Here is a 24323-nt window from a genome sequence, read left to right as displayed (position 1 = left end):
GCGGTCTCGCAGTGAAAGACAGGGCATCCGGATCGTGAGACATGGACGGCGGTCCCGGCGCTCGCGCCCTCCCTCTTCCGAGCAGGTCGGAGCGCGTACGGGGAGGAACCGGACCTTCTGGGCGTGCAAAGGGCCCGGGTGGCGCGCCACCCGGGCCCGTGCGCTGTCAGGGGTCCTCGGCAGGGGTCAGTATCGGGGAGGAAGGACCTTCTCCGCCGCCCGATGGATCTCCTCGATCTCGGTCTCGGTGAGGCGGTCGCGGCCGGTGCGCAGCCACTTGCGGACCTTGGTCCCGGTGATGATGTCCACACCCCGCAGCCGGTGGCTGTCCCAGGGCATGCCGGGACCGTAGATGGCCAACGAGGCCCGCACCTTGATCTCACGGCCGAGTTCGGCGCTGATGAGCTCCTCGGCCCGTTTGGCCTCCTCCAGGGCCTCGTCGATGCGCTCGTTCTTGCTGAACCGCCCGTGGTAGAGCTGCTCCAGCTTGTTGCGCAGGGGAAGACGTTTGTCCCAGGACTCGGAGTCGATCGCGAACGCGCCGCGTCGCCCCACGATGAAGTGGTCGATCTGACCGTTGCCACCGGGCACGGCACGGGCGTGCAGCACGCGGTAGCCGAGTTGCTTCATCACCTTCAGTTGCGCCTCGGTCTTGCGCTGGGCGGCCGAGGGCTTGCGCCAGCGGGGGATCTCCGACTCGCGTCGGGAGAAGTACACCATCAGCCCGACCAGGGTGGCGATCCCGAAGGTGACGCCGATCCGCCAGTCGGAGGTGAGGGCACCGATCACGACGGCGACCACGACCGCGGCGCCGCCGCGTGGGATCCACTTGCGGGCGGTCTGGCTGTCCCGGAGGGCTCCGTAGACGGCCTTTCCTCCCGAAGCGCCCTTGTCCTTGCGTTGGTTGGGGAAAAAGAGAGCCTCGGGGCTCGTCCGGTCCGCGTTCGCGGACGCCGGGGCCTGGCCGTTCACTTTGGTTGCCGAATCCACGTCGGACAGGTTAGTTCGATCCATATCCGAGTCCTAGTGCATTCCTTCTCACACTTTTCTTCCCTTGTTCCCTGGCCCGCATGCGTGTTCCCGCCCTGAGGACAGGGAAGGATGGCCTTTTGGTCGGCTTCACCGAGCAGGCGCGTCCCATCATCGTGGTGCCCGCTTCCGTGCCCGCTAACCTGAGTCCTCATGACCCGGATCCATGACCTTCCGGCCCACCGTCTCCTGGCGATGGTCCGTCGTCGTGAACTGTCTCCCACGGAGATCACCGAGCACTTTCTGGACCGGATCGAGCGGTATGACCGCCACTATGGTGCGTACATTACGGTCACTCCAGAAAAGGCGTTGGAACAAGCCCGTCATGCGCGAAAACGCGTGATGAGAGACACGCCGGAGAACCTTCCTCCCCTGCTCGGTCTTCCTCTGCCGATCAAGGACCTCGACGCCGTCGCGGGGGTCCGCCTCACCCATGGCTCGACGCTCTTCCGCGACGCCGTGGCCTCGGCCGACTCCGACATGGTCGCCCGACTGCGGAAGGCCGGCGCGGTCCTGCCGGGCAAGACCAACACCCCCGAGTTCGGGTCCGCCTGCTACACCGAGAACGCCATCGCCCCTCCCACCCGCAACCCCTGGAACACCGACCTGTCCCCGGGAGGCTCCAGTGGGGGAGCCGCGGCGGCCGTCGCCGCGAGACTGGCCCCGGCCGCCCAGGGGAGCGACGGAGGCGGATCGATCCGCATCCCCGCCGGCGCGTGCGGACTCTTCGGTCTCAAACCCACCCGCGGCCGGATCTCCGGCGCCCCGACCAAGCCCGACCTCGTCGGCCTGTCCACCGCCGGCCCCCTCACCAGGGACGTCCGCGACGCGGCCCTGCTCCTGGACGTCATGACCCTGTCCCGGCCGGGCGACTACTTCACGGCCCCGCCCCTTCCCCCGGGTGAGACCTTCGTCGATCACGTGGACCGCGAACCGGGTCGCCTGCGCGTCGGGTACTACGCCACCACCGGGTCCGTCGGGATCCCGGTCCACCCCGACGTCCTGGCCGCGCACGAGGAGGCCGTCCGTCTGCTGGAGGAGCTCGGACACGACGTGGAGGAGATCCCCAACCCCGTGGACGCCCACTTCGGCGGGGCCTTCATGGAGGACTTCCAGGTCGTCTGGGCCGCGATGGCCTCGGCCGCCCCCGTGGACCCCTCCCGTGAAGGCGAACAGAGCCTGCTCAACCGATGGCTGCGTGAACGCGCGGCCGCCACCCCCGTCCCCGACTACATCGCCGCCTGCGTCCGCCTCCAACAGGGCGTGCGCTCCCTGGTCGCCGCCACCGAACCGTTCGACGCCGTGCTCTCGCCCACACTGGCCATGCCGCCGGTGCCGATCGGTCACTTCACCGGTGGCGGGCCCCAGGAGGAGTTCGCGAGGATGAACGAGTTCACGCCCTTCACCTCGGTCTACAACGTCTCCGGGCAACCGTCGGCCAGTGTTCCCCTGCACTGGTCGCCCGACGGGCTGCCGATCGGCGTCATGCTCACCGGACGCATGGGGGGCGAGGGCCTCCTGCTGTCGCTGTCGGCCCAACTGGAACGCGCTCGTCCCTGGGCCGACCGGGTGCCGCCCGGCCTGGACGACCGACCAGGGCCGCCCGTCTCCAAGGGCGGGAGAGGGGCCCCGGTGGATCCGTGAGAGGCAAAGTCCCCGGACGGGGCCTACCGTTGTCCGTCGTTCGTGCCGGCCGCGGTCTCCGCGCCCGAGGCGGTCCCGTGCACCGGTGACGCGGCCGGCACACCCGCGCCCTCCTCCCCGCCCGAGGCCTCCCGCCCGGAGACGTCGCGTCCCCGCCGGGCCCGGTCCGATCCAGGCCGCGGTCCGGAGACGAGCAGGCTCAGCAGGGCCGCCGACAGCAGCAGGACGGTGGAGCCCAGCACGCCGCCCGCGATCCCATGGAGGTCGACCAGCGCGCCGGCCAACGGCCCCGCGACCGCGCCACCGGTGCTCATCGCGGTGGCCATCCACCCGAACGCCTCGGCCCGCCGTCGTGCGGGGGCCAGATCGCCCAGGCGACCCGTCACCGCGGCCAGGGTCGGCGCCAACGTCATCCCCGACAGGAACAGCAGCGGCGTGATCAACAGGGGCGTCGGCAGGTGGGTGATGGGCGGTACGAACGGCGTCAGGACCGCCACGCCCAGCACCGAGGCGAAACAGCGACGTACCAGGTGGGGACGGCCGCGCAGTCCGCCCGCGATCGCCCCTCCCACCAGCGACCCCAACGCCCACACCGAGGCCAGCACCATCACGTACTGCGGGGCGTCCAACTCGTTGGCCCACGCCACGATGACCAGGTCCACCCCCATGATCCCGCCGACCATCAGCAGGCACATGAGGAACATCGCCACCAGCGTGGGGTGACGCAGCAGGCTCCGTTCCCGACCTCGGGGCGCGTCGTCGCCGTGCTCCCCGTCCTCGATCGGTGCGGGGCCGGTCACCCCGGCCCGCCGCAGGGCGAAGGCGAAGCCGAGGGCGCCCAGCAGCGCCAGCACCGACAACATCGCCAGTGCCCAACGGGCGCCGGCGAAGGCCACCACACCGGCGGACAGGATGGGGGAGAAGACGAACAGCAACTCCTGGGTGGTGGCCTCGGCCGCGTAGATCGCCTGCCGCTCCGGCCCACGCGTCAGCCTCGGCCACAGGGCGCGCACGATCTGGTTGGCGGGGGTGCCGAACAGGCCTGTGCCCAGGGCCAAGGGGACCGACAGCCACCACAGTGAGGCGGGAAGCAGGAGCAGCCCCAGTAACCCCGTGCTGAACACCAGGCCGCACACCAGCACCAGACGGTCGGTGCCACCCCGGTCGGCCATCCGGCCTCGAAGCGGTCCCACCAAGGCCATGCCCAGGGTGAAGGCGCCCGCGACCAGTCCGGCCAGACTGTAGGACCCGGTCCAGTCCACCACCAGGAAGGTCACCGCGATCATCAGGCCCGGGGTGTAGAAACGCGCGGTCAGGGACCAGGCCAGAAGAGAGAACACATGAGGGACGGCGAAGAGACGTCGGTAGTTGGTGAGCACACATCGATTATGTGGTCCGGGAACGGAAGCGGCGATCGTATTGACAGGGAGCGCGGAGGGCCCGCGCGTACGTTCCGTGGAGTGCGGCCGAACCGCTCCGTCGACGGTCATCGGCCACCGCGCCGGACACGTTCTGACCCCACGCCGGTACGGCCTCCGGTGTATGACGCTCCTGGTAGGGCATGATCGGATCCTGTGAGGGACGTTCAGCTGGCACGTGTGGCCGAGCAGTACGGAGTCGCAACCACCTACGAGGACTGGCGGGGAAGGCGGGTCGCGGTCGCCCCCGACACCATCCGCCATGTCCTGGGCGCTCTGGGAGTGGATCCCGACGCGTCCGGCGCGGTGGACCGGGGCCCGTTGCCCCCGGCCGTCGTCGTTCGTGAGGGCAAGGCCCCCGATCCCGTGCTCCCCGGGGGAGCGCGCAGTGTCGTGGAGACCTCCGACGGCTCCCTGCTGCCCTTCGACCCGGGCCTGCCGTTGGGCGTGCACACGCTGCGCGTCACCGACAACGGCACCGAGCACGAGGCCCCCCTGCTGGTGGTCCCCGAGCGTGTCGAGCCCAGCGCACTGCGACGCGACCGTCGCCTGTGGGGCATCATGACCCAGGTCTACAGTGTGCGCTCACGCGCTTCCTGGGGCACCGGCGACCTCCGCGACCTCGCCGAACTCGCCGACTGGAGTTCGCGTGACCTGGGCGCCGACTTCGCCCTGATCAACCCGGTGCACGCCACCGAGCCGTCGACCCCGGTGGAACCCTCGCCGTATCTGCCGGTCAGCCGCCGCTACGCCAGCCCGCTCTACGTCCGTATCGAGGACGTGCCCGAGTACGCCCGGCTCGACCCCACCGAGCGTGAGGGCATCCAGCGCCTGGCCAGGCCGCTGCGCGAACGTGGGCGCACCGCCGACCTGCTCGATCGTGACGCGGTCTGGGAAGCCAAACGAGCAGCGCTGGAGGTCCTTTTCGCGGTCCCCAGAACACCCGCGCGGGAGGCGTCGCTGCGCGCCTACCTGGAGGGCGAGGGTCGGTCACTGGTGGACTTCGCCACCTGGTCGGCGTTGGCCGAGGAGTACGGCACCGACTACCGGGCCTGGCCCGAACGGCTGCGCCAGGTCGACTCCGGCGCCGTCCGAGCCGAGGCGCTACGTCGGTGGCCGAGGGTGGAGTTCCACCGTTGGCTCCAGTGGATCCTCGACGAGCAGCTCGCCCAGGCCCAGATCACCGCCCGGGCCGGGGGGATGGGCATCGGGATCATGCACGACCTGGCCATCGGGGTACAGGCCGGGGGCGCGGACGCGTGGATGTACGGCGATGCCCTCGTGTCCGGTCTGCGGGTGGGCGCACCACCCGACGAGTTCAACCAGCAGGGCCAGGAGTGGGGACAGCCGCCCTGGCACCCCCGGAGACTGGCGGGGCTCGGCTACGAGCCCTTCCGACAGATCCTGGCCCAGAGCATGCGTCACGCCGGCGGGGTCCGGATCGACCACGTCATGGGACTGTTCCGACTGTGGTGCGTGCCGGAGGGGGCCTCCCCGGCGGAGGGCACCTACGTCAGGTTCGACCACGAAGGCATGGTGGGCGCGCTGGCCCTGGCCGCCCATCAGACGGACTCCGTCGTCATCGGCGAGGACCTGGGCACGGTGGAACCGTGGGTGCGCGAACACCTCGCCGCCCGCGGCATCCTGGGCACGTCCGTACTGTGGTTCGAGCAGGACGCGAACGGCGAACCGCGCACCCCCGACCAGTGGCGCACGGACTGCCTGGCCACGGTCGCCACGCACGACCTGCCGCCGGTGGCCTCGTACCTGTCCGCGGAGCATGTGGAACTACGCGACCGACTGGGCCTGCTCAACCGGCCGGTCGAACAGGAACGCGCCGACGCCGAGGACCGTGTGGAGCGGTGGCGGGAGCTGTTGGTGGAACTGGGTCTGCTCGATGAGGAGGTCGATCCGGTGGCCGACCCCGGTGCCGTGGTGGCGGCCATGCACGCCTACCTGATGTCGACCCCCGCCCGGATGATCGGAGTGGCGCTCACCGACGTGGTGGGCGACCGGAGGATGCAGAACCAGCCCGGCACCAGTGACGAGTATCCGAATTGGCGTATCCCCCTGACCAACGGAGAGGGCGAACCGGTGCTCGTGGACGAACTGCTCGCCGACCCCCGGATGGTGGCGCACATCCGACGTACCCTCGGCCCGGTCGGAGGAACCGGGGGGAGCGTCCTCTAGCACGGTGTTCCGCCGTTCTTCCACCCCACGGTCACGCAAGGCGGGGGCCGACGAAGGGGCCGTCCGGCGTCCGTGACGCTGCCCGAAGGGGCGTGCGCCCGTCCGCCGGGGCGCGTGGAACCTCGGCCTGTCGATGCGGTCCGGCGGTCCCGGGAGTTCCGGGACCGCCGTCACCGTCCGTGGGGCTAGGTGTGCCTCCGGCCCGCGGCGATGTCGGTGGCGCGGGCGCGCAGAGCGCGTTCCACACCGGCCCGGCCCTCGATCAGGAGGCGACGCAGGGCGGGGGCGGGGTCGGCCTCGGCGATGTAGGAGTCGGTGCGCTCCAGGGTGGACTCCTCCACCAGGTCACGCGGGTACAGCACCTCGGCGAAGGTCTGCGCGAACTCGCCGGTCCACTTCTCCCAGGCCGGGGCCAACTGCGCGAAGTACCTGTCGACGTAGGGCCGGTACAGATCGGACTGGCCGGGCTCGGTGAATCCCAGCAGAACCGCGCGGAACTCGGCGTTGGCCAACTCCTCGCCCACGATCCTGTCCCACGCCGCGGCCTTGGCCTCGGAGGTGGGGATCGCGGCCCGGGTGCCGGCGGCGTGCCGCCGGCCGGCCGCCGTTGGGTCCATCTCCAGCTCGGCGGAGATCTCCGCCTCGCCCGCCTTGCCGCCGGCGACCAGGCGGCGCAGCAGGGTCCAGCGCAGCTCGGTGTCCACGACCAGACCGTCGACGGTGATCGCACCGTCCAGCAGGCCCTGGAGCAGGGACAGGTGGGAGTCGCTGACCGCCGTGGCGGCCAGCGCGTTGACGTAGGCCAGTTGCAGGTCGCTGCCCGGTTCCGCGGTGGTCAGCAGTTCGCGCAGCCGGTCGGAGAGCTGCTCGAAGCCGAACGGGCGCCAGGCCGGGTCGGCGTAGGAGTGCAGCGCCGAGGTGGCCTGACGCAGCAGGGTCTGGGCGACCATGACGTCGTCCACGCCGCTGATCCCGGAGATGACCAGCGCGACGTAGTCGCGCGCCGCCATCTCGCCGTCGCGGGTCATGTCCCAGGCGGCGCCGAAGGCCAGCGCGCGCGGCAGGGACTCGCGGATCCGGCCGGCGCCCTCCACCACGGTGCGCAAGGAGCGTTCGTCCAGGCGGATCTTGGTGAAGGTGAGGTCGTCGTCGTTGATCAGTACCAGGTCGGGCCGTGCGACGCCGACCAGTTCCGGCACCTCGGTGCGCTCACCGCGTACGTCGAGCTCCACGCGCTCGCGGCGCACGATGCCCTCGTCGGTGCGGTCGTACAGGCCGATGGCGAGGCGGTGCGAACGCAACGTCGGATGCTCGGCGGCGGCCTCCTGGAGTACGGCGAAGGAGGTGAAGGCGCCCTCGTCGTTCACCTCGAACTCCGGACGCATCGTGTTGACGCCGGTGGTCTCCAGCCAGTCGTGCGACCAACCCGACAGGTCCCGCCCGGAGGCGGCCTCCAGGTGCCTGAACAGGTCCCTGAGCTCGGTGTTGCCGAAGGCGTGCTCCTGGAAGTAGGCGCGTACGCCGGCGAAGAACGCCTCCACCCCCACGTAGGCCGCGAGCTGCTTGAGGACCGAGGCGCCCTTGGCGTAGGTGATGCCGTCGAAGTTGACCTCGACCGCCTGGATGTCGACCATGTCGGCGGCGACCGGGTGGGTGGAGGGCAGCTGGTCCTGACGCAGCGCCCACGCCTTCTCCACGTTGGCGAACGTCGTCCAGGCGTCGGTCCACTTGGTGGCGTTGGCCTGGCAGTACACGCTGGCGTAGGTCGCGAACGACTCGTTCAGCCACAGGTCGTCCCACCAGCGCATGGTGACCAGGTTGCCGAACCACATGTGCGCCATCTCGTGCAAGAGGGTCTCGGCCCGGCGCTCGTAACGGGCGTCGGTGACGCGGGAGCGGAAGACGTAGTCCTCCAGGAAGGTGACCGCGCCCGCGTTCTCCATGGCGCCCGCGTTGAACTCCGGGACGAAGAGCTGGTCGTACTTGCCGAACGGGTACCGCACGCCGAACAGGTCGTGGAAGAAGTCGAAACCCCTCTTGGTGACGTCGAACAGGGCGTCCGCGTCCAGGTGCTCGGCCAGTGAGGCCCGGCAGTACAGCCCCAACGGGATACCGTCGTGCTCGTCGCGCACCACGTGGTAGGGACCCGCGATCAGGGCCGTGATGTAGGTGGACATCACCGGGGTGGCGGGGAAGTGCCAGCGCACCCGGTCCTCGCCCGCGGGCTCGCGCTCCACGTCCGGTGCGCTGTTGGACACGACCTCCCAGGAGGGGGGCGCGAACACGGTCAGCTCGAAGGTCGCCTTCAGGTCGGGCTGGTCGAAGCACGCGAACATGCGGTGGGCGTCGGCGGTCTCGAACTGGCTGTACAGGTACACCGAGTCGTCGACCGGGTCCACGAAGCGGTGGAGTCCCTCGCCGGTGCGCATGTACGCGGCGTCCGCGACCACGGTCAGCTCGTTGCGTTCGGCCACCTCGGGCAGGATCAGACGCTGACCGTCGAACAACTCGGCCGGATCCAGTTCGACGCCGTTCAGCGTCGCGGTGAGCACCTTCGGGGCGACCAGCTCGACGAAGGTCCGGGCTCCCGGCTCCGAACTGGAGAAACGGATCACGGTGGTGGACCGGAAGGTCTCGGCGCCGGTGGTCAGGTCCAGCTCCACGGTGTAGGAGTCGACGCCGAGGATCCGCGCACGCTCTCGAGCCTCGTCCCGTGTCAGGTTTCCTGCCACGCCATGCTCCCTCCACGGCCGCCGTCGTCGCCGGCCGGATCGTCGTCGGCCACGGCGACCCCGCCTCCTGGGGAGGGGCGTCGTCGGGCCGGGGATTGTCTTGATCTCTGGACGATCCTGTCACGTGCGGGGCCGGAATGCGCAACCGATGAGCGAGGTTGCACTGCTATGACCGAATCCCGCGGTCCCGAACCCGTGAACAAGGAGTATCGATGACGCAGAGCCCGGACCCCAGTGGTGAACAGCAGGTCGCCCACATGTGGTTCGACCCGGCGTGCCCGTGGGCCTGGATCACCTCGCGTTGGCTGGTCGAGGTGGAGAAGGTCAGGCCGGTCACGGTGCACTGGCACGTGATGAGCCTGGGAGTGCTCAACGAAGGCCGGGATCTGCCCCAGGAGTACAGAGAGAGCGTCGACAGGTCCTGGGAGGCCGTGCGCGTGTGCGTCGCGGCCGAACAGCGCTTCGGCCCCGAGGTCCTGGGAGGGCTGTACACGGCCCTGGGCACCCGTTTCCACGACAAGGGCGAGGAGCGCACCACCGACACGGTCCGTGCCGCGCTGGCCGACGTGGGGCTGCCGGAGGAGCTGGTGAAGGCGGGCGCCTCCACCGAGTACGACGAGGCACTGCGGACCTCGCACGCCGAGGCGATGAAGCTGGTCGGTGAGGACGTGGGCACTCCCGTGGTCCAGGTGGCGGACGTGGCCTTCTTCGGGCCGGTCGTCACACCGGCTCCGCGCGGTGAGGAGGCCGGGAAGTTGTGGGACGGCGTACTGCTGGTGGCCGGAACCGATGGGTTCTTCGAGCTCAAGCGGACCCGTACCAGGGACCCCATCTTCGACTGATCCACGACCTTCCGACCCCACGGCCCCGCCGTACGGCCCGGTGCGGCGGGGCCGCCATGGGGGCTTCGGGCACGGTGCACACTGGAGGTCGACGGTGACGAGGGCGGAGACGTTCCGCCCGAACACGAGACGGAGGAACCGTGTCCGGACCTGACGACGAACGCAGGGTCGACCTCTTCGACGACCTCGACATCCTGCCCGACACCACCGGTGACGAGAGCGGACCGGGGTGGGGGGACGCCGAGGAGGACTCGACGGAGCGACTGCTGGCCGAGCGTCCGCCGCACTGGGACTGACCCGACGCCGTCCGGAGCGGTCCGGAGAAGAAGAGCGGAGGTGCGACCCTCGGTATCGGGGAAACCACCGGAGCCGGATTCCGGACTGGTCAACCCGAATCCCGTTCTGCGACAGTGGTGGTATGCGATCCCTCTACATTGACGGCGCCTGGCGCGACTCCGCCTCCAGCGAGGCCCTGGACGTGGTCGACCCGGCGACCGAACAGGTCATAGACACCGTGCCGGCCGGAGCCGCCGAGGACGTCGACGCCGCGGTGGAGGCCGCCGCCGCGGCCTTTCCCGGCTGGGCCGCGCTCACCCACGGGCAGCGCGTCACCCATCTGGCCAAGGCCTTGGAGTTGTTCAACGCCCGCATCGACGACGTCGCCGCGGTGCTCACCCGGGACATGGGCGCGCCCGCCGTCTTCTCCCGCAAGGTCCAGGCGGGTCTGCCCGCCCTGATGTTCCAGACCTACATCGACCTGGTCGAGGAGCACGGCGAGCGCTACTTCGGTGGCGAACGCCAGGGCAACTCGCTCATCGTCCACGAACCGGTCGGGGTCGTCGGCGCCATCACCCCCTGGAACTACCCGCTGCACCAGATCGTGCTCAAGGTGGTGCCGGCCCTGCTCGCGGGCAACACGGTCGTCCTCAAGCCCAGCGAGATCGCTCCGCTCAGCGCCTACGCCCTCACCGAGGTGTTCGACGAGGCGGGCCTGCCCGCGGGCGTGTTCAACCTGGTCTCGGGCACCGGCCCGGTCGTCGGTGAGGCCATCGCCGCCCACCCGAGGGTGGACATGGTCTCCTTCACCGGTTCCACCCGTGCCGGGACCCGGGTCAGTCAGGTCGCGGCGGAGACCGTCAAGAAGGTCGCCCTGGAGTTGGGCGGTAAGTCGCCCAACGTCATCCTGCCCGGAGCCGACCTGGTCAAGGCGGTCAAGCGCGGTGTCGCCGACGTCATGCGCAACACCGGTCAGAGCTGCAACGCGCTCACGCGCATGCTGGTGCACCGTGACTCCTATGAGGAGGCGGTCTCCCTGGCCGCCGAGTCCGCGGCCAAGTACGTGCCCGGGGATCCCACGGACGAGGCCACCCGGATGGGTCCCCTGGTCTCCCAGGCCCAACTGGAGAAGGTCCGCGGCTACATCTCGCTCGGTGTGGAGGAGGGGGCCCGCCTGGTCACCGGTGGGGCGGAGACGGTGGAGGGCCGGGAGAGCGGCTACTACGTCGAGCCGACCGTCTTCGCCGACGTGCGCAACGACATGCGCATCGCCCAGGAGGAGATCTTCGGTCCCGTACTGGTCATGATCCCCTACGACACGGTGGAGGAGGCGGTCGAGATCGCCAACGACACCGTGTACGGCCTCAACGCGGCCGTGTGGTCCGGCGACCCCGAACAGGGCATGGCCGTGGCCCGACGATTGCGGGCCGGACAGATCGAGTTCAACGGCGGGGCGCTCAACCCGCGCGCCCCCTTCGGCGGCTACAAGCGTTCGGGCAACGGCCGCGAGTGGGGGTTGGCCGGCCTGGAGGAGTTCTGTGAGGTCAAGGCCGTGCAGATGTAGGCCCGGATCGGGGTGTGTGCGGACTCACCGTCCCACCGGTCCCGGCGGAGGAATCGCCCCCGGTGCCGATCGCGTTATGCGGTATGAAAAAATCCTGGCGGGATATCCCTGGTCGAACCCCGAACGAGGTGTGAGTTGAGTAACAAGCCCGAGGTCTCCAAGGCAGTCCCCATCAGCAAGGACATCAAGACGATCGTCCTGTGGAACCTGGTCGTCATCGGCGCCGTCCTGATGGCCGGCGTTCTCGGCCTGGCCGTCGCCTCCGCGGCTTCCACCGCCCTCTGAGGGACCGCACACGACAGTGCCCCGCCCACGTCCGTGGGCGGGGCACTGTGCTCGTCACCGCGATGACCTGCCACACTGGTCCCGTGCGTGTTTACCTTGGATCAGATCATGCGGGCTACGAGCTCAAAGAGCACCTCGTCTCCTGGTTGAAGGAGCGCGGCCACGACGTCGTGGACGCCGGTCCCTTCGTCTATGACGCGGTGGACGACTACCCTCCCTTCGTGCTGCGTGCGGCCGAGGGGGTGGCCTCGGACGAGGGCTCCCTGGGCATCGTCATCGGAGGTTCGGGTAACGGCGAGCAGATCGCCGCGAACAAGGTCAGGGGCGTTCGCGCCGCTCTGGCCTGGAGTGAGGACACCGCCCGTCTGGCGCGCGAGCACAACGACGCGAACGTGCTCGGTATCGGTGCCCGGATGCACTCTCCGGAGGAGGCCACCAGGTTCGTGGAGGTCTTCCTGTCCACTCCCTACAGCGACGAGGAGCGGCACACCCGCCGCATCGGGATGCTGACGGCCTACGAGCGGACCCGCGAACTCCCGCCGCTTCCCTGACCCCGGCGGTTCGACGAGGACCCGACCGGGGTCATCCTCACAGGCCTCCCGGTCGGGGCCGGCGTCCGGACGCGGATGGACGTGTCCGGACACGCGTTCCTCCGTGACCGAGCCGCGCTCACCGGTCGCCGTGTCGGGCCGGAGTCCCTTCCGCTCTCTCGGAGCCACTCCGATTTCAGTGAGATGTCGGTTTTGTTGTGGCTCCGGTCCTTGTGCCTTATTCCACTTGCGGGGATGCGGAGACCTGGTCAGGGTCGGGCCCCTGTGAGACCCTGGGGCGAACGGTTCGCGCCGCCGGGGCGCGGATCGGACCGGCGGTGGCCGTGGGAGGCGTTCGGTCGCCGAACGGTGTCCCACGGGATACTCCCGGCGTGGAGAGCCGTTCCCCCGTGTCGGAGTAACGCACGACTCCGTACGCTCGGTTATCGGCTGAACCCAAATCCGTGGTTTGGGGGAGAACACCGCTGCTTGCACGTGCCACGGCCACACCCCCCGCGCTACAGTTCGTGCACAGTGGCGGGCCGTCGTCCGCGTCGCCGCCCACCGCCGGCGTCCCTCGCCACAGCGTCCCCAGAGCGCCCCACAGCCCCGCACGCCGTACACGTGCCCGGCGGCGACGTGACCCCGTTCCCATCCGACCGCCGTCCAAGAACCTACTCCCGCTGGTGAGCGGGTGTGCAACGTAGGGGATCCATGAAGTCCACACCGACCGCCAAGACCACCCGGCTGCTGCGCTCCTTCGCGCAGCGGCTCGTCGCGGTGCTCCGGCGCAAGGTGCTCTTCCGCTACCGGCTCGTCCTCATCACCCTCGTCGTCCTGGCCGTCGGTGTCGGCGTCGGTGCCGTGTGGGGGCCTCCCGGCTGGTTTCCCCCCAGTAGCACGATTCTCACCGTCCTGGCGGGCGGCCTGCTCCTCAAGCGCAAGAGTCTGGCCTTCCTGCTGGCCGTGGTCGGGGCGGTTCTGCTCTTCGTCGCCTTCATGCTCGACTTCGGGCAGGTGGGTCCCGGTCTGCTGGTCACCATCGGCGTCACGGCGGTCCTGTCCTATCTGTTGTCAGGGGTGCGCGAGCGGCTGGGGGTGCAAGGGCTCAGCGGCGAGATGATGCTGCTGGACCTGCGCGATCGTCTTCGCCGTCAGGGCAGGATGCCCCGGCTCCCCGAGGGCTGGGGGCGCGCCGCGGTGCTGCGCCAGGCGGGCGGGTCCTCCTTCGGAGGCGATTTCGTCGTCTCCACCCGTCGGGGTGACCAACTGGACGTGGCCGTCGTGGACGTCTCGGGCAAAGGAGTGGACGCGGGGACCCGTGCCCTGTTGCTCTCCGGTGCGTTCAGCGGACTCATCGGGGCCGTTCCCGCACGCGACTTCCTCGCCCACTGCAACGACTACCTCATGCGCAACAGCGGTGGTGAGGGCTTCGTGACCGCCGTGCACCTGAGCGTGGACCTGGACACGGGTCGGTACCAGATCGCCTCCGCCGGGCACCCGCCCGCACTGCACTACGACAGCGGAAGCGGTGTGTGGAGCACCACGGAGGCCAAAGGCGTGGTCCTGGGGGTCATCCCCGAGATGACCTACACCTCGGTGGAGGGCAAGCTCCGTCCCGGCGACGCCATCATGCTCTGCACCGACGGTCTCATCGAGACCCCGGGGGAGGACCTCGACGCCGGGATCGACCGTCTGTTGGGCACCGCGGAACGGCTCGTGCCCCGCGGCTTCGACACCGGGGCCGGGGAGATAGTGGACACTCTCAGCAAGGACAAGAACGACGACTGCGCCCTGGTCGTCCTGTGGCGTGACTGACCCCGCGAGGCCGTCTTCGAGGTGTTGACCAGGCGTTCTTCTCCCCCCTTCCGGGGCCGCTCCCGTAGCCGGGCCGTGAACTCCGCACCGCACGGGTGGGGGACCGCCTCACGACGGTGGTCCGTCGATGCGGTGCCGGGGCGCCCCTGGGGGTAGGGTCGGTGTGCTCCCCGTCCCGCGTACAGCGATCAGCCGTACACGTCCGGAACGCCGAACACGCCCTGCACCGCCCCGGGCGCAGACTCCACACGGTCCACCACACCAGTGACGGCGGGACCGGAGCGGGGCCTGAATCTCCGGCCCACCGCTTGTGCCGAGAACTGGTGCCGTCCGTGGGTGCCTCCCGACGGGCGGAGGAGAACGCGAGGGGGTGCTTCGCATGTCAGAAAGCGAGCGCGCTGAAGAACTGATCGACCTGGTCGGGACCAACGACCTGACCGGTATCAGGCTCTGGTTGGCCGAGCATCGGCCTCACGAGATCGCCGGCGAACTCTCCCGTATGACCGGCCGTGAAGCGATCGTGCCCTTTCGCCTCTTGGACAAGGACCGTGAACTCGAGGTCTTCGAAGAGCTCGATCCCAGCCAGCAGCAGAGCATCCTGCTGAGTCTGCGCGACACCGCCTTCCACGAACTCCTGGAGGAGATGGAACCCGACGACCGGGCCCGTCTCATCGGTGAGGCGCCCGCCAAGATCGCCACCCGCGCGCTGGCGGGTCTCAGCCCCTCCGAACGCAAGATGACCGCCGCCCTCCTGGGCTACCCCGAGGACTCCGTCGGCAGGTACATGACCCCCGAGACGGTCATCCTGCACCGCGACCTGACGGTGGGCCGCGCCCTGGAGGTCGTGCGCGCCAAAGGAGCCGTCGCCGAGACGATCTACACCCTTCCGGTGGTCAGCGACGGCCGCCGCATGGTCGGCACGGTGAGCCTGCGCGACCTGGTGGTCAGCGATGACGACCGGTTGCTCAAGGACATCGTGGACGTGTTCGCTCCACGCGCGCGCGCCACCGAGCAGGTCGAGGGCGCCGCCCGACTGATGCAGGAGGCCAACCTCGTCTCCCTGCCGGTGGTGGACTCCGAGGAGCGTTTTCTCGGGTTGTTGACCTTCGACGACGCCTTGGAGGTCATCGAGGCCGCGGACTCCGAGGACATGGCCCGCCAGTCGGGCGCCAGCCCGCTCAGCGATCACTACGTGTCCGTCGGGGTGCTGCGTCTGGTGGGGGCGCGCTCGGTGTGGTTGATGCTGCTCATCGTGGCGGCGACGCTGACGGTCAACGTGATGCAGGTCTTCGAGGCGACCCTGGAAGAGGTCACGGCCCTGGCGGTGTTCGTGCCGATGCTCATCGGTACCGGGGGCAACGTCGGAGCGCAGTCGGCCACCGCGATCGTGCGCGCCCTGGCCGTCGGAGAGGTGCGGGTACGCGACCTGCCTTCGGTCATCTGGAAGGAGGCCCGGGTCGGGCTCCTGCTGGGCCTCATGCTCGCCGGTCTGGCCATGGTCATCGGTTCACTGCTGGTGGGGCCGACCATCGCCCTGGTGGTGGCCTGCTCGGTGATCGCGGTGTGCACGTGGGCGGCGATCATCGGCTCCTCCATGCCCCTGTTGGCCCGCAAGCTGAGAGTGGACCCGGCGGTGGTGTCCTCGCCCATGGTGGCCACGCTCGTGGACGCCACCGGGCTGCTCATCTACTTCTCCATCGCCCGCCTGATCCTGGGTGTTTGACCTGGTGGGCGCCCCTTCATGACCCTTTTCCCCATGCTCCTTCCCGCATGAACGGCTGCGGGAGCGGGTATCGCGACAGAAGCAGGACGGATCCAGGGAGGCTTCCATGTCCGGTACCGGAGATGCGTTCAAACGGCTGAAGAAGACCGTCGACGACAACGCCGACAAGGGACGAGGTCTGGTCGCCAAGGCGGCCCAAGCGGCCAAGAAGGCCACCGGGGGCGCCCACGACGACAAGATCGACCGAGGAGCCGGAGCCGCGACCGAGTACCTGCGCAAGCGTGCTCGGAAGAACCGGGAGTAGGGACCCGTGTCCGAGCGGTCGGGGCGCCCACCGATGAGCGGGTGGGCGCCCCGACCACCGGGACCGGTGGCGGGCCGCCCCCGCCACTGAGGGAGGGGGACAGAATGGGAGGATGCCCTCATCCGCCCGTTCCCGCCGGTCCGCCTCCCCCGCACCCGATGAGCCGGTACCCGCCGCCACCCCTTCTACGACGGCCGTCGACCCCCGCTTGCCGATCCTTCTGGCCAGGATCCGCATGCCGCTGATGTGGACGGCCACGCTCGCCCTTCTCGCCGGTCACCTCGGCCTGTCGTGGTGGGTGGGCGGTGTGCTCCTCGGGGTGGCGCTCGCGGTGTACCTGCGTCTTGGCACCGTACGACGTCGACCGCGGGTGCTGGAACCTCCGGTGCGGGGTAGGTGGACGGCACTCACCAGTCCCGTGGACAACGTGCCCAGCCAGGGCACCCACGCGCACGGCCAGACCTACGCACTCGGCCTGGTGGCCGAGCCCCGGCAGGGCGCCCGTCCCGATATCGGCTGGCGTCCCCTGAGCCGTCCGCCGGAGGACTTCCCGGCCTTCGGGCTGCCCGTCCACGCCCCCGCGGACGGGATCGTGGTCACCGCGCACGATCGCCGGCGCGACCACCGCAGCCGCAACTCCTGGCCGTGGTTGTTCGGCTCCGTGGTGGAGAACGCCCTACGGGAACTCCGCGGTCCGGCGGGGGTGTTCGGCAACCACGTGGTGATCGACGTGGGCGGTGGCCACGTGCTTCTGGGCCATCTGAGGCGGGGCTCCCTGACGGTCCGGCGGGGGGACCGGGTGCGCGCCGGTCAGGTGGTGGCCCGCTGCGGGAACTCGGGTGCGTGCACCGAACCCCAGGTACGCCTCCAGCTCATGGACCATCCCAACCCCCTCTTCGCCGCCGGGCTGCCGATCGTGTGGGCGGCGGGGTGGAGCGCCACGACCGGGGAGGAGGGGCTTCCCGAGACCTGGCGGCCCGTGGTGATCACCCGCCCGCCCCGGGGGGAGGACACCCTTCCCTCGGCCCCTGAGGCCACGTGAGGGCCGCCGTGGGAGACCCTGCTCGGTCACGGCAGGACCGCTGAGGGGGGATGTGGTGGGGGAGAACGCCTAGCGGCCCTGAGAGGCGAACTGGGTCCGGTACAGAGCCGTGTACAGGCCGCCCTGGCCCAACAGTTCGTCGTGCGTGCCACGCTCCAGGATCCGACCGTCCTCCAGGACCAGGATCTGGTCGGCCTCCCGTACGGTCGCCAGCCGATGGGCGATCACCAGGGAGGTCCGTCCCTGGAGCGCCACGGCGAGGGCTTCCTGGACGGCCGCCTCCGACTCGGAGTCCAGATGCGCGGTCGCCTCGTCCAGCACCACCACCGAGGGCGCCTTCAACAGGAGCCGTGCGATCGCCAGCCTCTGCTTCTCACCGCCGGACAACCGGTAGCCCCGGTCACCGACCATCGTGTCCAGGCCGTTGGGCAACTGCTCCAGGAGCGGCCCCAGCCGGGCCATCCGCAGTGCCTCCTCCAGTTCGGCGTCGGTCGCCTCCGGACGGGCGTAGCGCAGGTTCGCGCCCACCGTGTCGTGGAACAACTGGGCGTCCTGGGTGACCACGCCCACCGTCTCCCGCAGGGAGTCCAAGGTCGTCCGGCGCAGATCCGTCCCGCCCAGGCGCACCACGCCCTCGGTGGGGTCGTACAGCCGCGAGACCAGGTGGGTCAGCGTGGTCTTGCCCGCGCCCGACGGTCCCACCAGGGCGACCATGGTCCCCGGCTCGGCGCGGAACGAGACTCCGCTCAGCACCTGGGTGTCCGCCTCCACCTCCGCCTGCGGCGTCAGCTCCAGGGAGGCCACCGACGCCTCCTTCGCGTCCGGGTAGCGGAACGACACGTTGTCGAACTCCACACCCAACGGCCCCGCCGGCAGGTCCTCGGCGTCCGGACCCTCTTGGATGCCCGGTTCCAGGTCCAGCACCTCGAAGACCCGGTCGAAGGAGACCAGGGCGGTCATGATCTCCACATGCACGTTGGACAGGGTCGTCACCGGCCCGTACAGACGGGTCAGCAGGGTGGTCAACGCCACCAGTGTGCCGACCTCGAACGCACCGTCGATCGCCAGGACACCGCCGACCCCGTAGACCATCGCCATGGCCAGTGCCGTGATCAGACCCAACATGCTGAACAGCAGCGAGCCGAACACCGCCTGGCGCACGCCCAGGTCGCGCACTCTTCCGGCGCGCCGCGCGAAGCCCGCCGACTCCTCCTCGGGACGCCCGTACAGCTTGACCAGCATCGCGCCGCCGACGTTGAAGCGCTCGGTCATCAGCGAGCTCATGTCCGCGTTGGTGTCCATCGCGGCTCGGGAGATGTGCGCCAGCCGCCGCCCGATCACCTTGGCGGGCACCACGAACAGCGGGACCAACGCCAGCGCGATCAGCGTCACCTGCCAGGACAGGGCGAGCATCGTCACGATCACCGCGGTCGCGCTGATCAGGTTGGACACCACCGACTGGAGAACGGAGGTGATGGCCCGCTGCGCCCCCACCACGTCGGTGTTCAACCGGCTGATCAGCGAACCCGTCTGGGTGCGCGTGAAGAAGGCCACGGGCATCCGCTGTACGTGGGTGAAGACCTCTGTGCGCAGTTGGTAGATGACCCCCTCCCCGATCCGGGAGGAGAGCCACCGGCCCAGGAGCGTCAGAGCGCCCTCCACCACCGCCAGCCCACCGGCGATGAGGGCCAGCCACACCACCAGGGAGGTGTCCCCCCGCAGAATGCCGTGGTCGATGATGGCTCTGAGCAACAGGGGGTTGGCGATGACGATCGCGGCACCGAACGCGGTCACCAGCAGGAAGCACAGGATCGCCCGCCAGTGCGGACGGGCGTAGGAGACGATCCGGCGGGTGATACCGGGCGGTAGTGACTGCCCCTTCGCGCTCCCGTCGTTGACCAGGGCCCTGTAGGAGGGCCTGCCGGACATCATTGCCATGGACAGCCTCGTTCCGCTCGCCTGTTCGCCATGCGCCGCCGACGCGCACCGTCGCGTGCCGGCACACGCATGTCAACACCCGTGCGCCCGTGGGGCTTCCCGGCACCCCGGGCGTGGAGCGGGGTGCGGTGGGGGCTACAGCGCGTGGGCCAGTCGGCCCAGCGCGGCGGTGGTGGAACGACCCGGGGTGAAGGGGAGCTCCCAGGCCTGGGCGTCGAGCGCGTCGGCACCGCGGATCTTGGCCTGGGTGTGGCGGTCTCCGGCGGTGTAGGCCAGGGCGGCGGGGGCCAGGGGGCGAAGGACCTCGGCGTAGGCCGTCCAGTCGACGACCTCCGGGGGTCCCTCGATGATGAACGAGCCGGTGACGCAGGCCAGTGCGGCGACGGTCTCGGCGCGTTCCTCCGCGGGGTTGACCGGGCGACCGGGGCCTTTCCAGGCGTGCACGCGCGCGTCGGACTCGATGCCCACCACGAGGGGGAGGCCACGATCGGCGATGGCGCGGAGGAAACGGACGTGTCCGACGTGCAGGACGTCGAAGGCTCCCGTGACCACGGCCGGCCGCACCAGATCGTCGGGCTGCTCGAACCAGAGAAGGCGCAAAGCGGTTTCCGGCTCGTGTGCCGCGTCCGTGTCCGTCATCAGTCCCCGTTCCGCAAGACCCGAGGGCGCCCGTGTCCGCGTCATGCCGACGGGCCCGCCCGCATGGTCAACGTACCCGGCCCGAGGCGGTATTCCGCCTCGGGGACCGCGGAACCGAACGGTGTTCTCCCCCTGCGGGGTCCCCGGCTCCGAGAATGTGGGGGAACTCACTCGGCCGGAGCGCCCTTCCTCCGGGGTGCGGCCGTCTTCCGTGTGAGCAAGGAGAGCCTGCCCTCGACGGAAACGACGGGGTGGACCACGCACTCACGTGCACGGTCCACCCCGGGTGGAGCGGGCGACGAGAATCGAACTCGCACAACCAGCTTGGAAGGCTGGGGTTCTACCATTGAACTACGCCCGCATGGCACCAGAGACTTCGGAAGTCCTCTAGACTCGTGGAGCCGACGGAGACAAGAGTACAGTCTCCGGAGCCGTGTTCGCACACTCGACTCGAAGATGCGATCCTTGGCTCGGCCCACGGGGTGTGGCGCAGCTTGGTTAGCGCGCATGCTTTGGGAGCATGAGGCCGCGGGTTCGAATCCCGCCACCCCGACGAAAACCACCGTGGCAGCGGCTTCGGCCGCACGCCGTGGCCCCCTGTGTATCTGCCCTAGACTTGGTGCGATCAGCAGGAAACTGTAAGTCCCAGCCCGTCGCAGGGCACCCCGGCTGGATACGGTCGTCAAGACCTGCGGGGTGTGCGTGCATTTCGCCGTTGTGTGTGGTGCGCCTGCGGGCCGACGCGGACACCAGCCGGCAAACCTAGGAGTACCGCCCCGTGAAGACCGATGTCGAGGAGCTGAGCCCCACCCGGGTCAAGCTGACCATCGAGGTGCCTTTCGAGGAGCTCGATCACGCTTTCGACGTGACCTACAAGTCGCTCGCCAAGCAGGTCCGGATCAAGGGCTTCCGCCCGGGCAAGGCACCGGCGCGGCTGATCGACCGCTACGTCGGCCGTGGAGCGGTGATCAGCGAAGCGGTCAACCACGCCGTTCCGGAGCTCTACAACGAAGCCATCCAGAAGGAGGAGATCTTCGCGCTCGGCCAGCCCGAGGTGGAGGTCACCAAGCTGGAGGACAACGAGGAGTTCGCCTTCACCGCCGAGGTCGACGTCCGCCCCAAGTTCGAGGTCGAGGACTACAAGGGCATCGAGGTCACCGTCGACAACGCGGAGGTCGGTGACGAGCAGGTCGACGAGCAGATCAACATCCTGCGCGAGCGTTTTTCCACCCTCACCGGTGTGGACCGCCCCGTCGAGGACGGCGACCACCTGTCCATCGACCTGGCCGCCTCCATCGACGGTGAGAAGCTCGAGGACGTCGCGGTCAGCGGCTACTCCTACGAGGTCGGTACCAACGCCATGCTGGAGGGCCTCGACGAGACCCTGCGCGGTATGGAGGCCGGTGGCGAGGCCACCTTCTCCACCACCCTCGTCGGCGGTGAGCACGAGGGCAAGGAGGCGGACGTCACCGTCACCGTGCACAGCGTGAAGGTCAAGGAGCTGCCCGAGCTGGACGACGAGTTCGCCCAGCTGGCCTCGGAGTTCGACACCATCGACGAACTGCGCGAGGACGTGCGCAAGCGCATGGTCGAGGTCCGTCGCATCCAGCAGATCTCCTCCGCCCGGGACAAGGCCCTGGAGAAGCTGATCGACTCCATCGACATTCCGCTGCCCGACGCGGTGGTCGACGAGGAGATCAGCCGCCGTCGCCAGAGCCTGGAGCAGCAGCTCGCCCAGAGCGGCCTCACGAAGGAGGCCTACCTCGAGTCCCAGGAGAAGACCGAGGAGGAGTTCGAGGAGGAGCTGACCACCGGGGCCCGCTCCGCGGTCAAGGCCGGGTTCATCCTCGACCAGCTGGCCATCCAGGAGGACCTGAGCGCCGACCAGGGCGAGCTCAGCCAGTACGTGTTCGAGCAGGCCCAGCGCATGGGCGTGAGCCCCGACCAGCTCGCCCAGCACCTGGTCGAGTCCAACCAGATCCGTGTCGCCTTCACCGAGGTCGTTCGCGGTAAGGCCATGGACCTGGTCCTGTCCGAGGCCAGGATCACCGACGAGGACGGCAACGTCATCGAGCAGGAGAGTGCCGAGGAGAAGGCCGCCAAGGCCGCCGCCGCGGTCGCCGCCGAAGAGACCCTCGAGGTCATGGAGGAGGACACCGAGGCCGGCGAGAGCGCCGAGGACAAGGCCGAGGAGAAGGCCACCGACGAGTCCGCCTCCGAGGAGACCAAGTAGGTCCGGTGCCCGGAGATCAAGGGTCCCGCCCGACCCGCCGAGGTAGGGCGGGACCCTTCGTGTTCGCCGGCGGAAGAACGTCCAGTCCGGAGATCGTGTCACCCTGCGCTCAAAGCGAACAGGGACGGGATCCGGACGAGCGCAGTGCCGAGCGGCGTTAGTGTCGCAGTATCGCAACCGTTTCGATTCCGGAGCAGGTGACGAGAGTGCCGCCAACCTTTGAAGAGTCCTCGCGATTCGACGCCCGTTCGTCGGAACCGCTGTTTTCCCCTTTGCTTGAGCAGACGCCTCAGCGCCTGTTGCGTCAGCGAATCGTTTTCCTCGGCCAGCAGGTCGATGACGAAATCGCCAACCGCCTGGTCGGTGAGCTGCTGTTGCTGTCCGCCGAGGACCGCCAGCGCGACATCACCATGTACATCAACTCGCCCGGCGGGTCCGTGACGGCGGGTATGGCGATCTACGACGTCATGCAGTACATCCCCAATGACGTGCGCACCGTGGGAATCGGCATGGCCGCCTCGATGGGTCAGATGCTCCTGTGCGCAGGTGCCCCCGGCAAGCGCTACGCGCTGCCGCACACCCGCGTCATGATGCACCAGCCGTCCGGTGGTATCGGGGGCACCGCCTCCGACATTCGTATTCTGGCGGACCAACTGCTCTACGTGAAGAAGATGTTCATCGAGAAGATCTCCGAGCACACGGGCCAGGCGGTCGAACAGATCGAGAAGGACGCCGACCGCGACCGCTGGTTCACCGCCCAGGAGGCCAAGGAGTACGGCTTCATCGACGAGGTCCTGGAGGGAACCCTCGACGTGGCCCAGGGCCGGAGCCAGAGTTGACCCGTCGGACCTGGTCCCAGGAACGGCGTAGTGCGTGGAAGGCGTGAAATGACCGAGTTCAACCCCAGTCTCATCGGCGGCGCGGCCTCGATGGCTCCACAGAGCCGCTACATCCTGCCCTCCTACGTGGAGCGGACGTCCTATGGCGTCAAGGAGATGAATCCGTACAACAAGCTCTTCGAGGAGCGGATCATCTTCGTCGGCGTGCAGATCGACGACACGTCGGCCAACGACCTGATGGCCCAGCTCATCACCCTGGAGCAACTCGACTCCGAGCGGGACATCCAGATGTACATCAACTCGCCGGGAGGTTCGTTCACCTCCCTGATGGCGATCTACGACACGATGCAGTTCGTCCGTCCCGACATCCAGACGGTGTGCATCGGACAGGCCGCCTCGGCCGCGGCGATCCTTCTCGCGGGCGGGACCAAGGGTAAGCGCGGTGCGCTGCCCAACTCCCGTATCGTGATCCACCAGCCCGCGACCGAGGGTATGCACGGTCAGGCCAGTGACATCGAGATCCAGGCGAACGAGATCACCCGTATCCGTACGCAGTTGGAGACCACCCTGGCCCGCCACACCGGGCGTTCGCTGGAGCAGGTCTCCCAGGACATCGAGCGGGACAAGATCCTCACGGCCGAGGAGGCCAAGGAGTACGGCATCATCGATTTCGTGCTGCCCTACCGCAAGGCTTCCTTGAAGTAGGGGCGCGAAGGGGTCGGGGACCCGGGCACTCCCGTACGAAGGGGTGCCGCGGTGGGGGCCCCGGCATGACCCGAGCATGAACCGGACCGATTTCTGACCCGCCCGGGGGAGCCTGGTGGCGAAGCCGGTCCGGTTTTTCGCTTAGTCTGACGGAGAGCGACACACAGATCGCCTCGTCCGTGACCACGGGCGGCCGCGGAAGGTTCGCGAGCGGCCCCCGCACACGAGCGGTACCGACGGGGCGGCCTTAGTTTTGAGGAGTGGCTGGGTGGCACGCATCGGCGACGGCGGGGACCTGTTGAAATGCTCGTTCTGCGGTAAGAGCCAGAAGCAGGTGAAGAAGCTCATCGCCGGCCCCGGCGTGTACATCTGCGATGAGTGCATCGATCTGTGCAACGAGATCATCGAAGAGGAACTCGCTGACGCCACCGAGCTCACTTGGGACTCCCTTCCCAAGCCTCGGGAGATCTATGAGTTCCTGGACTCGTATGTGATCGGTCAGGATCAGGCCAAGAAGGCGTTGTCGGTGGCGGTGTACAACCATTACAAGCGGGTGCGGTCGGAGAGTGAGC

Annotated in this window: 20 protein-coding genes and 2 tRNA genes; 16 read left to right on the top strand and 6 right to left on the bottom strand. The window is 69.1% G+C overall.

What is annotated here, in order from left to right; all coding sequences use genetic code 11:
* Positions 1-186: 186 nt before the first annotated feature.
* A complete protein-coding gene (locus PFX91_RS21550; protein ID WP_502888351.1) occupies positions 187-990 on the bottom strand; it encodes a nuclease-related domain-containing protein in 804 nt (267 codons plus the stop codon).
* 192 nt (positions 991-1182) lie between these two features.
* Between PFX91_RS21550 and PFX91_RS21545 the strand changes: the two genes are divergently transcribed.
* Positions 1183-2673 carry an amidase gene (locus PFX91_RS21545; protein ID WP_285734675.1) on the top strand — a complete coding sequence of 497 codons (1491 nt, stop codon included), beginning with the start codon at positions 1183-1185 and terminating at the stop codon, positions 2671-2673.
* Between the two features lie 23 nt (positions 2674-2696).
* Here the strand turns inward: PFX91_RS21545 and PFX91_RS21540 are convergent, their stop codons facing one another.
* A complete protein-coding gene (locus PFX91_RS21540) occupies positions 2697-4052 on the bottom strand; it encodes an MFS transporter (RefSeq protein ID WP_285734673.1) in 1356 nt (451 codons plus the stop codon).
* A 195-nt stretch (positions 4053-4247) separates the two neighbouring features.
* On the opposite strand from PFX91_RS21540, the gene malQ reads away from it, so the two are divergent.
* Positions 4248-6281: a 4-alpha-glucanotransferase gene (malQ, locus tag PFX91_RS21535; protein ID WP_285734671.1), complete on the top strand. Its 2034-nt coding sequence runs from the start codon at positions 4248-4250 to the stop codon at positions 6279-6281.
* 185 nt (positions 6282-6466) lie between these two features.
* Here the strand turns inward: malQ and pepN are convergent, their stop codons facing one another.
* Entirely contained in the window at positions 6467-9013 is a 2547-nt protein-coding gene (pepN, locus tag PFX91_RS21530) for an aminopeptidase N (RefSeq protein ID WP_285734669.1), read from the bottom strand.
* Between the two features lie 212 nt (positions 9014-9225).
* Between pepN and PFX91_RS21525 the strand changes: the two genes are divergently transcribed.
* From PFX91_RS21525 to PFX91_RS21485, 9 genes are all read left to right on the top strand, one after another.
* The gene (locus PFX91_RS21525; protein ID WP_285734667.1) at positions 9226-9855 is read left to right on the top strand and encodes a mycothiol-dependent nitroreductase Rv2466c family protein; all 630 of its coding nucleotides are present in this window, start codon (positions 9226-9228) and stop codon (positions 9853-9855) included.
* Positions 9856-9995: 140 nt separating this feature from the next.
* On the top strand, positions 9996-10151 hold the full coding sequence (locus PFX91_RS21520; RefSeq protein ID WP_285734665.1) for a hypothetical protein: 156 nt from the start codon (positions 9996-9998) through the stop codon (positions 10149-10151).
* 122 nt (positions 10152-10273) lie between these two features.
* Positions 10274-11695: an aldehyde dehydrogenase family protein gene (locus PFX91_RS21515; RefSeq protein WP_285734663.1), complete on the top strand. Its 1422-nt coding sequence runs from the start codon at positions 10274-10276 to the stop codon at positions 11693-11695.
* A gap of 135 nt (positions 11696-11830) precedes the next feature.
* Positions 11831-11980, top strand: coding sequence for a hypothetical protein (locus PFX91_RS21510; protein ID WP_285734661.1), 150 nt, complete (start codon positions 11831-11833; stop codon positions 11978-11980).
* An 83-nt stretch (positions 11981-12063) separates the two neighbouring features.
* A complete protein-coding gene (locus tag PFX91_RS21505; protein ID WP_285734659.1) occupies positions 12064-12531 on the top strand; it encodes a ribose-5-phosphate isomerase in 468 nt (155 codons plus the stop codon).
* 693 nt (positions 12532-13224) lie between these two features.
* A complete protein-coding gene (locus PFX91_RS21500) occupies positions 13225-14328 on the top strand; it encodes a PP2C family protein-serine/threonine phosphatase (RefSeq protein ID WP_285734657.1) in 1104 nt (367 codons plus the stop codon).
* A gap of 379 nt (positions 14329-14707) precedes the next feature.
* Complete coding sequence (gene mgtE / locus PFX91_RS21495; RefSeq protein WP_285734655.1) at positions 14708-16051, top strand: magnesium transporter; 1344 nt, start codon at positions 14708-14710, stop codon at positions 16049-16051.
* 106 nt (positions 16052-16157) lie between these two features.
* Complete coding sequence (locus PFX91_RS21490; RefSeq protein ID WP_285734653.1) at positions 16158-16355, top strand: Rv0909 family putative TA system antitoxin; 198 nt, start codon at positions 16158-16160, stop codon at positions 16353-16355.
* Between the two features lie 235 nt (positions 16356-16590).
* Positions 16591-17397, top strand: a complete 807-nt coding sequence (locus PFX91_RS21485; RefSeq protein WP_285734720.1) for a M23 family metallopeptidase — start codon at positions 16591-16593, stop codon at positions 17395-17397.
* Positions 17398-17466: 69 nt separating this feature from the next.
* On the opposite strand, the gene PFX91_RS21480 is transcribed toward PFX91_RS21485, so the two are convergent.
* The 3 genes from PFX91_RS21480 to PFX91_RS21470 all read right to left on the bottom strand — a co-directional run bounded on the left by PFX91_RS21480 (position 17467) and on the right by PFX91_RS21470 (position 20335).
* Complete coding sequence (locus PFX91_RS21480; protein WP_285734718.1) at positions 17467-19329, bottom strand: ABC transporter ATP-binding protein; 1863 nt, start codon at positions 19327-19329, stop codon at positions 17467-17469.
* Positions 19330-19470: 141 nt separating this feature from the next.
* Complete coding sequence (locus PFX91_RS21475) at positions 19471-19974, bottom strand: adenylyltransferase/cytidyltransferase family protein (protein WP_285734652.1); 504 nt, start codon at positions 19972-19974, stop codon at positions 19471-19473.
* Between the two features lie 287 nt (positions 19975-20261).
* Positions 20262-20335, bottom strand: a tRNA-Gly gene (locus tag PFX91_RS21470).
* Between the two features lie 117 nt (positions 20336-20452).
* Between PFX91_RS21470 and PFX91_RS21465 the strand changes: the two genes are divergently transcribed.
* The 5 genes from PFX91_RS21465 to PFX91_RS21445 all read left to right on the top strand — a co-directional run.
* A tRNA-Pro gene (locus tag PFX91_RS21465) sits at positions 20453-20527 on the top strand.
* Between the two features lie 225 nt (positions 20528-20752).
* Positions 20753-22207, top strand: coding sequence for a trigger factor (gene tig / locus PFX91_RS21460; protein WP_285734650.1), 1455 nt, complete (start codon positions 20753-20755; stop codon positions 22205-22207).
* 260 nt (positions 22208-22467) lie between these two features.
* On the top strand, positions 22468-23046 hold the full coding sequence (locus tag PFX91_RS21455) for a ClpP family protease (protein WP_285734716.1): 579 nt from the start codon (positions 22468-22470) through the stop codon (positions 23044-23046).
* A gap of 48 nt (positions 23047-23094) precedes the next feature.
* Positions 23095-23751 (top strand): ATP-dependent Clp protease proteolytic subunit, encoded by a 657-nt coding sequence (locus PFX91_RS21450; RefSeq protein WP_285734647.1) that lies wholly within the window; start codon positions 23095-23097, stop codon positions 23749-23751.
* Between the two features lie 268 nt (positions 23752-24019).
* The coding region (locus PFX91_RS21445; RefSeq protein WP_285734646.1) for a ClpX C4-type zinc finger protein at positions 24020-24323 on the top strand (304 nt) is incomplete at its 3' end.

Origin of the sequence: Nocardiopsis sp. ATB16-24, assembly GCF_030271535.1 — a bacterium.
Classification (GTDB): domain Bacteria; phylum Actinomycetota; class Actinomycetes; order Streptosporangiales; family Streptosporangiaceae; genus Nocardiopsis.
Note: the sequence above shows the minus strand (reverse complement) of the source record. Positions and strands in the feature narration are given on the sequence as shown.

Bases quoted from the DNA above. Each gene is read 5' to 3' on its own strand.
- PFX91_RS21545 (WP_285734675.1), top strand. From the start codon at position 1,183: ATGACCCGGATCCATGACCTTCCGGCCCACCGTCTCCTGGCGATGGTC.
- PFX91_RS21525 (WP_285734667.1), top strand. From the start codon at position 9,226: ATGACGCAGAGCCCGGACCCCAGTGGTGAACAGCAGGTCGCCCACATG.
- PFX91_RS21515 (WP_285734663.1), top strand. From the start codon at position 10,274: ATGCGATCCCTCTACATTGACGGCGCCTGGCGCGACTCCGCCTCCAGC.
- PFX91_RS21500 (WP_285734657.1), top strand. From the start codon at position 13,225: ATGAAGTCCACACCGACCGCCAAGACCACCCGGCTGCTGCGCTCCTTC.
- mgtE (WP_285734655.1), top strand. From the start codon at position 14,708: ATGTCAGAAAGCGAGCGCGCTGAAGAACTGATCGACCTGGTCGGGACC.
- PFX91_RS21490 (WP_285734653.1), top strand. From the start codon at position 16,158: ATGTCCGGTACCGGAGATGCGTTCAAACGGCTGAAGAAGACCGTCGAC.
- PFX91_RS21485 (WP_285734720.1), top strand. From the start codon at position 16,591: ATGCCGCTGATGTGGACGGCCACGCTCGCCCTTCTCGCCGGTCACCTC.
- PFX91_RS21480 (WP_285734718.1), bottom strand. From the start codon at position 19,329: ATGATGTCCGGCAGGCCCTCCTACAGGGCCCTGGTCAACGACGGGAGC.
- PFX91_RS21475 (WP_285734652.1), bottom strand. From the start codon at position 19,974: ATGACGGACACGGACGCGGCACACGAGCCGGAAACCGCTTTGCGCCTT.
- PFX91_RS21450 (WP_285734647.1), top strand. From the start codon at position 23,095: ATGACCGAGTTCAACCCCAGTCTCATCGGCGGCGCGGCCTCGATGGCT.